We start from the raw sequence: 15069 nt of genomic DNA, 5'->3' as shown, positions 1-15069 counted from the left end.
GTAGACGGCTTTCGGAAATAATTTCTGCAAAAAGGAGATACTGATGCTGTTGAGAAAAAGAGCCTGGGACATGATGCGCGAAGAATTTACCACTATTGACGAGTCCGCAAGCCTTGCCGAGGGAATCAGAATTCTGCGGGAAAGCATGAAAAAGTCCCCGGACAACAGTGTTGTGGTTGTGCTGAACAAAAATGGTGCCCTGCGCGGAGTCATTTCCATCTGGACCATGCTCAAGGCGGTTGAAGATCAGGTGCTCAGGGATGAAGAACTCAGCCTGATTGAGGATGCGGATTGGGACCGCGCTTTCAAAAGAGCCGGAACCGCCTGCTGTTCCGAAACACTTGATGCACACATCGAAGAAGATGTAGCCATACTCAAGCCCACCGATCCTATGCTCGTGGTGCTTGAAATTTTCCGCAAGAAAAAGCGTTCGTGGGCTCTTGTGCAGGAAGGCGGCAAAATCATCGGCGTTGTGCTGCTGAGTGAAGTCTACCGCGAACTTACCCGCGATCTCGTTTCGCAGTTCTAATCCATAAGACTAATAGGGATTCCAAAGGGTCGCGGACCCTTGGCCGCCGGAGCATACTTCTACGAAATAATAAAAATCCCCCGTCATCTTAAAAGGTGACGGGGGATTTCAGATTGCTGACAAAGTCCTCGCCAAACGGCGAGGACTTTTTTATATTATTCACATGTTAAAAAACATTGAGCAAAAGCAAGTCACTATTGAATTGGTTACGATTGAAGAATTGGTTCCAAAAAACCATCTTCTTAGAAAAATTGATAAGTTTATAGACTTTTCCTTCATCAGCGAAGAAACAAAACACCTTTACTGTGACAACAATGGACGACCAGCAATTGATCCGGTTGTTCTTTTTAAGATGCTTTTCATTGGTTACATATTCGGAATTAGAAGCGAAAGGCAGCTTGTCAAAGAAATACAAGTCAACATGGCTTACCGTTGGTTTCTTGGGTTCGGTATTAAGGATAAAATACCTGATGCTTCAACCATAAGCCAGAATAGACGAAGACGGTTTAACGGGACTACAGTAGCTCAAGATATTTTTGATAATATTGTTTTGCAGGCCATTAAACGTAAAATGGTTGATGGTAAAACACTTTATACAGATTCCACACACCTGAAAGCTAATGCTAATACACGTAAATTCGTTGATAAAATAGTACGTAGCAACACCAAGTCATATTTAAGCGACCTTGATGACGCCGTGGAGGAAGATCGAAGCAACCACGGAAAGAAATCTTTGAAGCCTAAGCCTGCCTCGACTCCCGTCAAAAGAATCAAAGAGAGTACCACTGATCCTGACTGCGGTTTCATGTACAGAGAAGGAAAACCTAAGGGATTTTATTATCTCGACCACCGGACCGTTGATGGAAAATTTAATTTAATCACCGATAGTTACATAACTTCAGGAGCGAGTAACGACAGCGTACCCTATCTCAGCAGACTGGATCGGCAAATCAAGCGATTTGAATTAAATGTAGAAGCTGTTGGACTTGATGCAGGATACTTCACTGCTCACATCTGCAAGGGGCTGGAAGATCGGGATATTTTTGGTGCAATAAGCTATCGCAGACCCAACAAACGCAACGGTTCTATGGCAAAACGGTTATACAAATACAATCCAGAAGTGGATTGCTATGTGTGTCCGAGAGAGCATGAACTTCACTACAGAACGACCGACAGAGATGGTTTTAGACACTACTCATCATGTAAGAATATTTGCAAAAACTGTGATTTGCTTTCTCAATGTACAACAAACCAGAGATGCGTAAAAACCATCACCCGCCACGTCTGGGAAGACGCGAAAGAGCGAATGACGCAGAATCGTCTCAGTCCGCGTGGCAAAAGACTTTACAAACGCAGAAAAGAGACCGTTGAACGCAGTTTTGCAGATGCAAAAGAGCTTCACGGGCACCGCTATGCCCGCATGCGTGGGCTCTCAAAAGTTCAAGAACAAAGTCTCCTGTGCGCCGCCTGCCAAAACATGAAGAAAATGGCACTCATCCTGAGTGCAATACACTTATTTCTTTGTGTTTTTCAGCTGGATAAGACCCAAAAAAAAGCACATATACTTTTTAGGTCTAATTTTGCATTTGGACGAATAGATTTGGGGTTTTCAAATTAGATCGGGCAGAAAAGAGCATAAGAAAACCCCGCTTAAGAAAAAAAGCGGGGTTGGTCAGCAATCTGAAATCCCCCGTCATCTTAAAAGGTGACGAGGGATTTTTTATTGATGGCAGATTTACTTGATGATCATCTTTCCGAGCTCGGTGGCAGCCGCTACTGCCGGGTCGTACATGGCTTCGACCTGTGCCGGGGGAACCTTGAATTCACCGCGGGTGACGGCCCGCAGCAGGGTAACCTGTTCGATTTTACCTTCGGCCGGGATGTCGGAGAAGATCAGGATACGGTCATCACGGATATCAATATGGTCCGGCTGAACATTTACCGCGCTTACCCACGGCAGATCCTCGCGAGTGGCAAGCCTTGTGTTTTCGGGCTCAAGACCGCTAGGCAGCAGGCAGCTGATGACCGTATTGAGGACCGCAGTGCCGGAACCGCTGACGGTGGTGCGCATGGCGACCAGATCACCTTGTCTGATGGAGTCCACGTCGAGAGGTTCACCATCGCGGGTCAGGAATTCACGTTTGATCTGAAGGCCGCTGGAGTAGGGTTTCCAGCTATCAATGGTCGGAACCGCATGGGTCTGCACACTCCAGACAAATGATCCTTTTGCGGGCTCAGAAGCCAGCTCAATGGACAGAGGTGTGTCGCCGGTCACGGTGACATGAGCGGTTCCGTTTGTGTCAAAGGAGGCCAGCTCCTGATCTCCGCCCATTATGCGTCCGGACGGTAGCGGCTCGTATTTTGTGTTGGCGAAGAATGTTCCAAGGGCCAGAAAACCGAGGGCGTTGTCCTGAGTGACATCCTTGCCGCTGTCGGCCATGAGGTTGCCGAGCTTGTCCGCCATACCGGGTATGGCATCATCAGTGCGGTCTGATTCCATGCGTACCAGCAGTTCAAGGGCCAGATCGCGTACCGGAGTGCTGAACTGCTCGTCCTTGTCCTTGCCGGTGAGCGGCGCGGGCTTGGCCGAGATGAGTTCGCGGTATGCCGCCATGTCGCCGGAAGCGGCAAAGGCCCCGGCCAGCAGGGTCAGCGAGAGCCTGTCCATGTTGGCGGTCTTCTGCTCACGCAGGTAGCTCATGGGGCCATGCACTGCCTTGCCGCTGCGGGCCAGCACATACATGGCGTAGCAGGGCAGGCGGAAGGTGTTCTCCTCGGGAATTGTTGTGGCCTTTTCGTAAACGTATTTAAGTGCTCCCTTGAGAAGCATTGAATCGACCTGATAACCGGATATGGATGCCTGCTGCAGGAAATGCAGGACGTATACCGATACCCACGGTTCGGAGCGGCGTGCACCGGGCCACATGGCAAATCCGCCGTCCTGAGTCTGCATCATGGACAGTCTGGTCAGTGCCGACTGGACCATGTACTGCGGGGAGTTATCTTTGAAGCTTTCCGGTGAGAGTTCTTTTGCCAGTTCCGGGAACCGCAGTAGCGGGAAGGCCTGTGAAACGGTCTGCTCCGCGCATCCGTACGGGTAGTGCAGCAGGTAGTCCAGCCTTCCGGCAAGGCGCAGCATGGGCTGTCCGCCTATGATCAGGGTCCGCTCCACGGTGGGTATTCTGAATCCGTTCAGGTCCGTCGGGAGTGCGGTGGACCTGCCGCTGATGAATCCTGAGGTGTTGATGCGCTGTACCGGCAGGGCCGCGCGGATGTTGAGGTCCACGCTTGCGGATGCCTGCTCGCTGTTTCCTTCGGTAGTGAACCTGAAGGTGGCAGCACCCAGTCCCGGACCTGACTCAGTGTTGAAGAAGGCTGTCTTCTGCCTGCCGGTGGGGATTGCAAAATCCTTGAGCGACAGGTCGGCCTGCATGGCTCCCTCTGCCTTGACCGAGAGATTGAAGCTTCCATCATTCGGTGTGTCGTTGCGGACGCTGACCGGAATGCCGAAGGTCTCGCCCGGAGCAAGAAAGCGGGGCAGGGTCGGCGTTACCATGAGCGGTGAACGCACGGTCATGATTGTTGATGCCGAGCCGAACTCGCGGCCGTCGCTTGCAACGGCCATAATGCGCAAGGCTCCGCTGAATTCCGGTATCGCGGCATTGAAAACTGCGTTTCCGTTCTTGTCGGCAGTAATGATGCCAGACCAGAAGGTCACCGGTTTGACCCGCCTGATGGCACTGGACCCGGCGAACTGTTTCATCATTGCCAGAGCCATGCCTCCACCGGCCGGGGAATTGTTGACCGGTCCTGCATCGGGCATGAGCAGGCCGAAGGTGTCTGACCAGCGCACTTCGAGCGCACGTTTGGCGTAGAAGTAGTCAAAGGGATTGGGCGTTTTCTGGTTGTTGAGGCGCAGGATGCCTTCATCCACTGCTGCGATGGTCAGGCTGGCACCCGGTTTAGTCTTTACGCTCAGGGCCACGGTCCGGTCCGGACGGGTGGTCTTGGGTGCGCCAATTTCAACTGTCAGCCTGTTGGATTCCCGGTCAACGAACAGGGGAACGGCTCCGACGGCACGGGCTGAAGATCCCGGTTCCAGCTTGTTTACCGAGCGGATAAGGGTGGCCGTGACGTAAGCGTTGGGGCTTATTCCATCCTGCACCGGAACTTCAATGCTGGCGGTGTTGCCTTCAACGTCAACGGTCTTCATCCAGCGTACGGAATTATCCTCGACCGTGACCAGCATCCTGCCTGCAAAGGGGGTGCGGACCTGAAACTTGGCCATGTCCCCGGGCTTGTAGTCTCCCGTGCGGTTGGGGATGATTTCAAGGCGGGCGGGATTCTCAAGAGCCCACGGAGAGTAGCCCCAGCCGCCGCAGAAGAAGTCGGACTGAGCAGATACCCCTGAGGCCGGATCGCTGAGGATTACCCGATAGGAACCGAATTCCGGGGCAGAAATCTTGAAGGTTCCGGATTCCCCTTCCGGTGAAATTTCGCGGCTCTCCACAAGTTGGGGATCACGCTCTGTTTCGTAACGGTAAGAACCGGATGCCGTTGCCCGCACAATGGTCTGCCAGCGGTCGCGGTACAGTTTCATGACCAGCTTTGCGGCTTTGACGGGTTTTGCTTCCGGGGTCAGGGTTATGTAGTCCAGAGTGACTGCTTCGCCCTGATCGTATCCCTGTTTTTCGAGTTTTTTCAGGCCGGGGTAAAACTCGGAGATTATTACCGGGGTGGTTCTGGTTGCGGTTACCCCGCGTCCGCCGGTTTCCGTTACCCTTGCGGTCAGCCGAGCCTGTATGGCCGAGTCGGACTGCAGGCTGGACGGAATATCAGTTGCAAAGGCGAAGGTTCCGTTATTGTCGAGCCTGTTCTCTGTAACCATGATTTCACGGGGTTTGAAGCTGCTTTCGTCGGTATTGAAGCGGTAGCCGGAGTAGCCTTCGGGAGCGAATTCTGCAGGTTCAAGGGTCACGCGGGCGTTGACGGGCAGTCCTTCAGCCGGGGGACCGAACAGGTAACGTCCTTCCACGTGGAAATTAAGTTTTCTGCCGGCAGTTGCCTGACCGGAGGTGATGATTTCCGCGCTGATGCGGTCGGGCATGAAATCTTCCACCGAATAGCGGTAGTTGCCGATAAGTTCATTGCCGGCCATGAATTTGATGTTGAACTGACCTGTGGGAGAGTAGTCCGGGATGTCCCGTTTGAACTCGATCATGCCCTGTTCGTCCGTCTTGACTGTCTTGCGGAACAGTTCCCTGCCCTGCTGGTCGGAGTAGACCAGCACCACAGGAATTGTGGTGGGCGGCAGCAGTTTTTCGGTGCGGACCACGGCCACTCCTTTGACGGTTTCACCGGGACGGTAGAGATCGCGTTCTCCGTAGGTGAAGGCGGTCAGTCCCTTGGGTGAAAGCCGCTGCCCGGCGATGTCCAGCCCGGACCGGTCGGTGGCGAAGCGGTCCAGAAGCAGGAAGGTCATGTCATTCTTGCGGGTGACTATGGCCATGAACGGCTTGCCGAGGTCCTTGCCCAGCTCCTCTTGCTTGATGACAAGTATGCCGCGCGAGTTGGTGGTTCCGCTGGCCATTATCTGGTTGCTGTCGCTGATGAGCTGTATCCTGGCATCGATAACCGGCTTGAGGTCGGAAAGCGAGGAGACCCAGAACAGGGTTTCCTTGTCGCCCTGCTTGGACACAACTCCAAGGTCTGTGAGCATCACCCAGCGCTGAACTCCCTGCCCTTTGCCCGGAATCATGGCTCCTATGCGGTAGAGTCCCTTGCCGCCTTCGGCAATGAAGCTCTGCATGGACAGGGGGGTGCAAACTTCCTTGTTGCGCGGATTGGCTACTTTTATTTTGCCGTTGAAAATCCGGCTGCCGAGGGCGGCGGAAATTCCTCCGCCGTAGGTGTTCTGGTCAAAGGCCATATACCCGTAATGGGTGAAAAGTGAGAACAGGTTGTTGGGGAAGACCCGGTCTACGGTAACGTTCACGCCGGTGGTGTTGACCGTTTCAAGTCCCAAAGTCTTGTAGCCTGATTCCGAAAGGAACATGCCGGAAGATGAAAAATCCACGCCGGGTTCAATGTCCGGGATGAGCAGTGATTCCTTTACCTGTTTTTCAAGGACTGACCCGTCAGCCGCGGTCAGACCTTTTTTGAGGGTGAAAGCGTACCTGTTTCCCGGTTTGAAGGGGCCGGAGAGAATCAGCGACTGTCCGGAAGCGGCGGCGGAAACCTTTACGTCCGGGCTTATGCTGATCATTTCTAGTGCTTGAGCAGGTATGACCGGGCTGGAGAATCCCAGTTCCACCCGGGCTCCGTTGACAGAGCTTGAGGCTTTGAAGCCGGAGTAACTCAGGACCGGGTCGAAGACTATCTCAATCTTGTTTTCATAATCCCGGCCAAGGACCATTGCCCCGCGCCCGTCAGGCATATCCTTGTCTATTGTGAGGGTGTAGGTTTTGGCTTCAGCTGTCTTCTCAATGGGGGCACTGGTGAAGCTCTGGTAATAGTCTTCGTAGCCGGTGTTTATGCTGATCTGTACCGGGGTTCCGTCCGGAGCGGTCAGGGACAGGTTTTTGAGCAGTTTTTCCGGGGAAACGTAACTGCTGAAATTGATATTGCCCTCAATGCGTACCTGACGGCCCTGTCCGGCGACCGGCTCTGTGCGCAGGTTCACTTCATTGATGGAAAAGCTGCCGGTCTGCACGTTGAATTTAGTTTCACCGGCCATGGTCTGTCCGTTGAGCAGGAAGTTTTCGGGCTTAAGCTCGATTTCAAACCTTGTGTCGGCCTTGAATGCCGGGTCTGCCGTGAATCTGAGGCCGTAGGGGTTTATCCAGCGCCATGTCCCCTTCACTTCGGGGGTGATCACTGCCGGGGGATTCTTGAGTGCATACGAAGGAGCCTCCGGGCCGATGGGCATATCAAAAGCAATGAGCAGCTGAGAGTAGCCCTGGCTGTCCAGACTTACATCGGTAACCTTCACTCCATCTCCGGAGTTCATGCGGGCTGAAACGGACTCGTGTTTCGTCTTGAGCAGTCCGGCAGCCTGAATGATGCAGAGCATCAGCAGCAGGGCGATAACGATATTTTTCTTGTCTCTGAAGGGGGATGGTCCTCTGTCCATGGGCGCACCTCTTTATATGGGAAACGTTGATCCTGTTTTATGGCAAACTCGGCTCATATTGCCACTATTTCGCAGTGAGTTAAAGGAAAATGGGGCGTCGGTCCATACTTGTCGGCAGGACTGCCCGGGCCTCCGTACTTGCATGACCGGGTTGAAAAATGGTAAATCCGGTTTGTTATTTTTATTGCAACATGTTGATAAAGTGGGAGCTGGGTTATGAAAGAACACAATATTGCCATCGTCGGTCTGGGGCGGGTAGGGTCCGCCTTTCTGCAGAAGGTGCTGGGCCGGACAGATGTAATCAGGGTAAAGGCCGTCAGCGAACTGTATAATACAGAAGGGCGCAGGCAGGCGGAAAAGGATGGAGTGCCGATCATGGGCATGACTGAACTTGTCGGGCTCGGAGTAGGTCTTGATATTATTTTTGACCTTACCGGGGACGAAAATGTCACCCTTGCCTTGCGCAAAAAGCTGGATAAAGCCGGAAATACGCATACCAAGGTTGCCCAGAACAGGCTTGCCCGGCTGGTCTGGGATCTTATGGGCGGAAACGGTGACATGCCAGATAGCAGCATAAAGGCATAGAATTTGGTTGCTGTCGGGGAATTGAGCCTCCCCGGCAGCTAAAGCATGGGCAGTGTCACTGTGAATCTGGTGCCTTCGCCGGTATTTGAATCGGCAGTGATTGTTCCCCCGTGGTTATGGGTCACTATGAAATAGGAAACGGAAAGCCCGAGCCCTGTGCCTAACCCCGGACTTTTGGTCGAGTAAAACGGTTCGAAAACACGGGCAAGCGTCTCTGCTGGAATTCCCGGACCGTTATCTTCTATTTCCACTCTCACGGACTGCTTGTCCGTAGATGTCCTGATGGTGATGGTCGGGACCTTGCCGGTATTGTTTTCTTCCGAAAGTGCCTCCGCGGCATTCTTTATCAGGTTCAGGATGACCTGGCTTATTTCCATCTCGGTGAAATTGAACATGGGCGGGGAACTGTAGTCCCTTATTATTTTTATTTTTTTGAAATCGTATTGTTTTTTTAGGTTGTAGTCATTGGATGCCAGCGAGATGGCTGTCTCGATTACCGATTCAATATTACATGAAGATTTTGCCGAGCTGCTTTTGCGGCTGAAGTCCAGCATTGATTTGACGATGGTGGCCGCCCGCATTCCGGCATCCTGAATGGCATGCAGGTAGTTTGTTATGCCTCTTTTCTCCATGTAGTTGCGCAGGTTGTCCAGATCGACTCCGCACTGTTCCGCCACAGGCTGGTTGCTTTTCAGATTCGGGGAGGTGCGCCGGATGATGTTCTGGCAGACCTGCATGATCACACCCAGCGGGTTGTTGATCTCATGGGCCATGCCGGCGGCAAGACCACCGATCGACATCATCTTTTCAGTCTGGATCATTATCCTGTGCATTTTCTTGCGTTCGGTCACATCACGCATGACAATAAGAATCTTTTTCTGGGCTCCGATGGTTGCAACTCTTGCCAGGTTGTCGGTCCAGAATGGTTCTCCGTTTGCCTTTTTCACCATCCATTCGAAATGAACGGTCTCGCCGGACTGTGCCTTCTTGAATAGTTCTGCCGCATATCTGTTGTCGTAGGGCGGAGTGTTGAAGCTTATGTCTTCCGGGCTCATCCCTACGGCATCTGATCTATCCATCCCAAAGAAATCTAGGAAGGCCTGATTTACGTCCGTAAAGATGCGCTTCTCAATGTCCATGACCGCAATTGCATCTTTGGTGGAGTTGAAAATTTCCCTGTAGGTGATTTCTGATTTTAGAAGGTTCTGCCTGGCTTCTTCCCTGCTGTCGATCATGGAGTTGGCAAGCTGAGCCATCTGGTCGAATTCCTTGAATGCTATCTGGGAGCGGTCAATCTTTACAGGGGCTTCCATACCCTTGCGGAAAAAGCGGTCAAAAGAGTTGAAGTTGTCACTGATCATTCTTCTGAATCGTTCCGAGAAGAATATTGTGGCAATCGAATAAATTAGCAGCAACGCACTTACAGAGGATATCTTGAGTATCATGGTTGTAAGAAGGTTGTCTTTCTCCGCACTAAGCTTTTTTTCCACCATGCTGATATCGATTCCCGAGCCTATATACCACTGCCACTCGGGTACAGCTGTGCAGTAGCTCAGAACTTTATGAGAATCGTGTCTGGAGTCTCCGGATATGGTCTTGTAGGTGAGAAAACCCCCACCTGACTTGGCAAGAGTCACAAAGTGTTGAACCGGATTGCTCCCGCCTGCATCTGCTATGTTCAGTTCGCGCCGGTCCAGCCCTGGGCCAAGTAGCGGCACTCCCGAGTACGTACCGGCAAAGATGAAGCCATCCTTGCCCGGATTAAGGGTGCTTAGCCTGTTGAGAACTTCCTTCTGGGTCTGTTCCTTTATTGTGGCATAGTAGGCGCCTGTCCCGATTATCCACTGGTAGGGCTTGAACAGCTTGAGAAATGATTTTTTCTCGTGACCTGATCCTTCCGCACCCGGTTTGGTCCAGAGATAGTCAATATATCCTTCTCCCTGATCCCTGACCATGCTGATCATGTCTTTGACGACAAAACGTCCGTCCGTGCTTTGCAGCATGGACAGGTCTTTTTGCTCCATTTCAGGACGATCTGTATGCAATTGTTCTATGCCGTTCATATCGACAATGAAAATGTAGGAGTCCGTGTAGTGGTGAATCATGGAGCGCAGGGTTTCCCTAATAAGGGTCTTGAGATCTTCCCCCGGCATGGAATCTTTGTAGCGGTTATAAAGGATTTCGGAGAGATTGTGCGCTTCCAGTATGAAGTTCCTGATGTTTTTGACCCCCTGCATCTGGGCGTTGTTGCGGCTGAATTCTATGAAATTCTGAAGACGTGAAGCTTCGCGCAGAAGAGAGTCCTCGAGTCCTCGCATTATTCTTTCATCCACTTTCTGCAATTCCTTCCGGTAGTCTGTGACCATGAAATAAACAGTCAGCCCTCCGAAGATCATAATGGAGGAAAAGCAGAGGGTGAGCATATAGCGGGAAAGTACTGAGACGATACTTTTCATGCGATGTCCATTTATTGAAAACAGTTTCTAAGCGGTACCGGGTTTAATGAAGCAGATTTCGTCAGCCATTATTATATACCATTTGGTGCTGAGGCGGACAAGTCTTGAATGAGCGGAAGGTTGTTCTGGATATGTTCCTGAAAGCTGGAGCCTTCTTTCGGAGATATGCAGGTAATAAAAAAAGGGTTACGATTTTATATCGTAACCCTATGGTATCTCTAAGTGGCGCGCCTGAGAGGATTCGAACCTCTGACCTACGGATTCGTAGTCCGGCACTCTATCCAGCTGAGCTACAGGCGCGCGTCGAGTTGTGTGTTTATGTGGAAACCTGTGTTTGGTCAAGAGTTATTTTTTAAAAAACAAAAAAAGTTGAAAAAGATATTTTGAAATCAGAGGTAGTTATTTTGGGTAGTTAAATTTATAACTGCAAACGAGGGCGGCCAGATAAACTAAAAAAGGGTTATGATCTATTGATCATAACCCTTTGATTTCACTTAGTGGCGCGCCTGAGAGGATTCGAACCTCTGACCTACGGATTCGTAGTCCGGCACTCTATCCAGCTGAGCTACAGGCGCGCGTTGAAGAGGGTTCTATGGAGAAACCCCTCTAAGGTCAAGCGTTATTTTAAATAAAATTGTTTTTTTTGGAAACGATTTTTTGCAAAACTAGTGTTGTCTCTCATAAATAGCTAAAAAATAAGTAATTATTTTGAATTGCCTCCCAAAAGGTAAATTACAATCGGCGCAGCTGAAACGCTGACAAGAACAAGAGTCCAGAGGCGTCCTCTGAAAATATTATAGTTTGCAAGGAGTTCTTTCCATGTTTTTCCTGCGGCAAGGTATCCGAAAATGAATTCAAACAATACGGTCAGGACTAACCAGAGCCCTCCGGCCTGTAAGGCCAGGCGGGCCGATGTGAGCGGCAGTATCCTGTTTAATATATAGGTGTAGAATAAAAATGCGACTATAGCTGTGAACGATGAGAGTTGGTGCGCACGGATCTCGGTCATGAATTTTGCGTAGCCGAGTTCGCGCAGGGCTCCGTTGGCAATGGCGATTGCTAGCATTGGCAGCCAGCCTGCCGCGTAGATGAGCAGTGTCTGCTGTTCTGTCATTGTTCAGTGGATTCTGTTGTATCCGGATGTTTTATTTCCGGGAAATTCGGGGTGGTCCGGATACTCAGGTCCGGCATAATCCACATGGCAGAGCTGTCGGGAAAGAAATCGTGCATGAATTTTTGACCTTTATCCGGTCCCATGATGAATACAGTTGTGGCCAGAGCATCGGCAGTTTCAGCGTTAGGAGCTACTGTGGTCGTGGCGATGCAGCCTACGGAAGACCTCAGCAGGGCCGGATCAAAGATGTGATGTTTTCTGGTGTTGTCGTTCAGTGTTACCGATGTGATGAACTGGTAGTAGTCTCCTGAACCGCAGACAGCGCTGTTTTTGACGTCAATCAGGCCTATGATGCCCTCCCCCCTCGGGTTGCGGATTCCGATGGCCCAGGTCCGGTCTCCGAAGACCATGAAGTCCCCACCGGCCTCAACCATGGCTGTCCTGATGCCGGACTGTTTCAGATGCTGGGCCGCGGCATCGATAATGGTTCCCTTGGCAAGTCCTCCGAGATCCAGAGCCATGCCTTTTAACGGCAGTCTGACCCGTTTTCCTTCCTTATCGAATTCAACCAGTCTGTGGTCGATCAGTTTTTTGTGACCGGTGAAGCGTTCGGGATCAAGGGCGTAATAAAACGGCGTTGTGGTGATTGCTCCGATGGTTATGTCGAAGCTGCCGCCGGATTTTTCACTGATCTCAAGGCCGCGCATGATTGTTTCAAATGCTTTGTCGGAAACCTTTACGCTTTTTCCTCCGGCATCGTGATTGATTCTGCCCACCGATCCCCGCCTGTTGCGGTGGTCCAGGTCCTTCTGGAGCTGATGCATCGTGCTGACGGCTTCCCGGGCCATTTTTTCCGTGCCCTGATCTGCCTGTCCTGCAATGGTAAGGTTTACAACTGTACCCATGGCTACATCGCTGTAACGGAACAGGTTATCCCCTTCGTTGACTGTCGGTGGAACAAGTTGCGCGGGGATTGCCGCGAACAGGGCTGCGGCAGTTAAGATTATGGCAGCAAGCGAAGCTTTTTTAAGTCTTTTTACGCGGGCCACTTCATATAAAAGGGGCAGGCAGCTCAGGATACCGACAATGGCAGTGAGCCTGAACGGTGCGGCGATATGTCCGGTCACAGTCACCAGCAGACCGCAGAATAGAGGACCGGCCATGAATCCCAGATTTGCGGCCATGTTGGCAACTCCGAGAGTTCTGCCTTTTCTGCTGCCAAGTTCGGCACAGATTGACATGGATGCCGGCATGGAAACCGCCGCCCCGATGCCGGAAATTACTCCGACCAGAATAAAGCCCTGGACTGTGTTGCACCCGGCTGCAAGATACAGGGCAGCACCGCTTGTGAACATCCCGCAGCAGGTGGTCAGCCTTCGCTCGAATCCGGCAAGAATCCGTCCGCTGAGCGGCAGCAGCAGCACGGTGATCAGGCTCGGCAAAGAAAACAGCATGGCGGTCATGCCCGGACTTAGTTGCAATACGGACTTTAGAAGCACCGGGTAGAAAGCTATCATGCTGCCGATTCCCATTGCGCGACCGAACAGGGCCAGCATGATATTCATATATGAAGACGCCTCCGCACGGACCGGGGGTGTCTCCTCATTCGCATGGGGCAATGGTTGATAGTGTCTCGCGGACAGTATGAAAAGCAGAAAAGCCGTTCCCATGAATCCGGACATGGCCCAGAGCACCGGAAGGTAATCCTTATCTATATATAATAATCCTCCCAGCAGCGGACCGAGCAGGAAAGAGCTGTTCATAACTGCCGACAGGTGGGCGAAATTCGATGAAAGGCTCTTGCCGCGCATGTTTGTTCCGATGGCGGCCATGCTGACGGTACGAATCGTCCCGGCGCAGAGTCCCAGAAAGAACTGGATGGTGTAGAGAGTCTCTATGGCCGGAAACAGCAGGTACGGAATCGGCAGCGCAGCTGCTACAAGGCAGGAGGAAAGCAGGGGAGTGCGGATGCCGTTGCGGTCGGCATAGTACCCGGACATCGGGGCAATGAGCAGCTTGGCCAGAAAGTATCCGGCAAAACCGCTTCCCAGCCACATTCCGCCCGCTTTTTCATCAAGGTTCATGAGTGGCAGGGTAAACGAAAAGACCCCAGTGCCCATTGAGGCCGCAAAAACAGCGACCATAAGCAGGAACGCGTTGAATCCGGTCAGTTGTTGCCCAGGCTTCGAACTATGAATTGACATGCTGCTTTGAAAAGTCCTTCGACCTTGAATGGGGTCAGGAATTCGGTTCTTACGGCCCCGACAATGTGACCGTAGACGAGGTATGAGGTCTGCGGCAGAGGTACTTCTCGTACGGAGCCGTCTTCCATACCAATTTTGATGTAGTCTTCGATGCGGTCAATCAATTTTTTGAATTTGCCAGCAATGTGGCTTCTGTCGAGGTGGGGATATTCGTCGCTGAAAGGTGAGCTTCTGAGCAGTGTGGGGAAGGTTGTCCTGTTGCTCAGAGTGAAATCGAAGTAGGCCTGTACAAATATTGCCAGTGATTCAAGGCCGTTTTTTCCGGCCTTTGCCTTGTCGGTAAGTATACCGAGCATCTGGTCGATTAGATCTCCGCCTGATTCAAGGAAAAGGTTGTCCTTGTTTCCGTAGTAGTGGGAGACGAGCCCGGAGGCCACCCCGGCGTGGTCGGCAATCATCTTGAGGGTTGTGGCGGTATAACCGTGCTCTCCAAACTGTTCCTGTGCAGCCAGCAGGATCCGTTCTTTCTTGGTCATGGCAAGACTCCAAGGTTGTGCTGTTTCAGGCAAATCGGGGAAGGCAGTTCAGAGGATTTTGGTTTAACTGACAGGCTACATTAAAATAAAATATTATGTAACCCTAATGTATGGCCTGCAACCGATTAATCATCATAAAAGTGAGTGTCAACTTCTGCGTCTGAGTTTCATATTTTTTGAAGTCATTCAACAGGAAAATTTAAATAATGAGAAATACATAATGCAAGCAGCTAAAAATTAAGCAATAATCATTTTATGCACGCTTTGTTGTATGTTTCATTGCGTATAGTGACGCGAAATAAATGAGCTCTTGTTGTGGTAGCAACTCTTTTGTGTTTTGTATTACTGTTGCCTAAGCGCAAAAACAATGCTTGGTGTCAATGTTTTTTTCGAAATTGATTGACCAGCCAATTAAGGGGTGTTAAAACAGTTACAACTAAATGGGGAAAGCGGCTCAGGCCGCTTGTTTTGACAGTTTGGGATTCAGGTTTTGTGATTCTGGTTTGTTAACTA

8 protein-coding genes and 2 tRNA genes are annotated in these 15069 nt (G+C 51.2%); 3 read left to right on the top strand and 7 right to left on the bottom strand.

The window, feature by feature from the left end; all coding sequences use genetic code 11:
* Positions 1 to 43 precede the first annotated feature (43 nt).
* Positions 44 to 529: a CBS domain-containing protein gene (locus tag N7E73_RS05025; RefSeq protein WP_432737934.1), complete on the top strand. Its 486-nt coding sequence runs from the start codon at positions 44 to 46 to the stop codon at positions 527 to 529.
* Between the two features lie 163 nt (positions 530 to 692).
* Positions 693 to 2147 (top strand): IS1182 family transposase, encoded by a 1455-nt coding sequence (locus N7E73_RS05020; protein WP_432737933.1) that lies wholly within the window; start codon positions 693 to 695, stop codon positions 2145 to 2147.
* Between the two features lie 117 nt (positions 2148 to 2264).
* Here N7E73_RS05020 and N7E73_RS05015 read toward each other — a convergent pair whose 3' ends face one another.
* Positions 2265 to 7661 carry an alpha-2-macroglobulin family protein gene (locus tag N7E73_RS05015; protein ID WP_432737932.1) on the bottom strand — a complete coding sequence of 1799 codons (5397 nt, stop codon included), beginning with the start codon at positions 7659 to 7661 and terminating at the stop codon, positions 2265 to 2267.
* A 216-nt stretch (positions 7662 to 7877) separates the two neighbouring features.
* On the opposite strand from N7E73_RS05015, the gene N7E73_RS05010 reads away from it, so the two are divergent.
* A complete protein-coding gene (locus N7E73_RS05010) occupies positions 7878 to 8246 on the top strand; it encodes a hypothetical protein (protein WP_432737931.1) in 369 nt (122 codons plus the stop codon).
* Positions 8247 to 8284: 38 nt separating this feature from the next.
* Here the strand turns inward: N7E73_RS05010 and N7E73_RS05005 are convergent, their stop codons facing one another.
* From N7E73_RS05005 to N7E73_RS04980, 6 genes are all read right to left on the bottom strand, one after another.
* On the bottom strand, positions 8285 to 10702 hold the full coding sequence (locus tag N7E73_RS05005; RefSeq protein WP_432737930.1) for a cache domain-containing protein: 2418 nt from the start codon (positions 10700 to 10702) through the stop codon (positions 8285 to 8287).
* A gap of 223 nt (positions 10703 to 10925) precedes the next feature.
* Positions 10926 to 11002 (bottom strand) — tRNA-Arg (locus N7E73_RS05000).
* A 198-nt stretch (positions 11003 to 11200) separates the two neighbouring features.
* Positions 11201 to 11277, bottom strand: a tRNA-Arg gene (locus tag N7E73_RS04995).
* 128 nt (positions 11278 to 11405) lie between these two features.
* Positions 11406 to 11816 (bottom strand): hypothetical protein, encoded by a 411-nt coding sequence (locus tag N7E73_RS04990; RefSeq protein WP_432737929.1) that lies wholly within the window; start codon positions 11814 to 11816, stop codon positions 11406 to 11408.
* The gene (locus N7E73_RS04985) at positions 11813 to 14020 is read right to left on the bottom strand and encodes an MFS transporter (RefSeq protein WP_432737928.1); all 2208 of its coding nucleotides are present in this window, start codon (positions 14018 to 14020) and stop codon (positions 11813 to 11815) included. Before N7E73_RS04985 ends, N7E73_RS04990 begins: the two co-directional genes overlap by 4 nt.
* Positions 13984 to 14556, bottom strand: coding sequence for a TetR/AcrR family transcriptional regulator (locus tag N7E73_RS04980; RefSeq protein ID WP_432737927.1), 573 nt, complete (start codon positions 14554 to 14556; stop codon positions 13984 to 13986). Before N7E73_RS04980 ends, N7E73_RS04985 begins: the two co-directional genes overlap by 37 nt.
* Between the last annotated feature and the right edge of the window lie 513 nt (positions 14557 to 15069).

The organism is Maridesulfovibrio sp. FT414 (assembly GCF_050916235.1).
Taxonomy (GTDB): domain Bacteria; phylum Desulfobacterota; class Desulfovibrionia; order Desulfovibrionales; family Desulfovibrionaceae; genus Maridesulfovibrio.
Note: the sequence above shows the minus strand (reverse complement) of the source record. Positions and strands in the feature narration are given on the sequence as shown.

Coding starts and splice junctions, on each gene's coding strand:
- N7E73_RS04985 (WP_432737928.1), bottom strand. CDS start 14,020: ATGTCAATTCATAGTTCGAAGCCTGGGCAACAACTGACCGGATTCAAC.
- N7E73_RS05025 (WP_432737934.1), top strand. CDS start 44: ATGCTGTTGAGAAAAAGAGCCTGGGACATGATGCGCGAAGAATTTACC.
- N7E73_RS04980 (WP_432737927.1), bottom strand. CDS start 14,556: ATGACCAAGAAAGAACGGATCCTGCTGGCTGCACAGGAACAGTTTGGA.
- N7E73_RS04990 (WP_432737929.1), bottom strand. CDS start 11,816: ATGACAGAACAGCAGACACTGCTCATCTACGCGGCAGGCTGGCTGCCA.
- N7E73_RS05005 (WP_432737930.1), bottom strand. CDS start 10,702: ATGAAAAGTATCGTCTCAGTACTTTCCCGCTATATGCTCACCCTCTGC.
- N7E73_RS05010 (WP_432737931.1), top strand. CDS start 7,878: ATGAAAGAACACAATATTGCCATCGTCGGTCTGGGGCGGGTAGGGTCC.
- N7E73_RS05020 (WP_432737933.1), top strand. CDS start 693: ATGTTAAAAAACATTGAGCAAAAGCAAGTCACTATTGAATTGGTTACG.
- N7E73_RS05015 (WP_432737932.1), bottom strand. CDS start 7,661: ATGGACAGAGGACCATCCCCCTTCAGAGACAAGAAAAATATCGTTATC.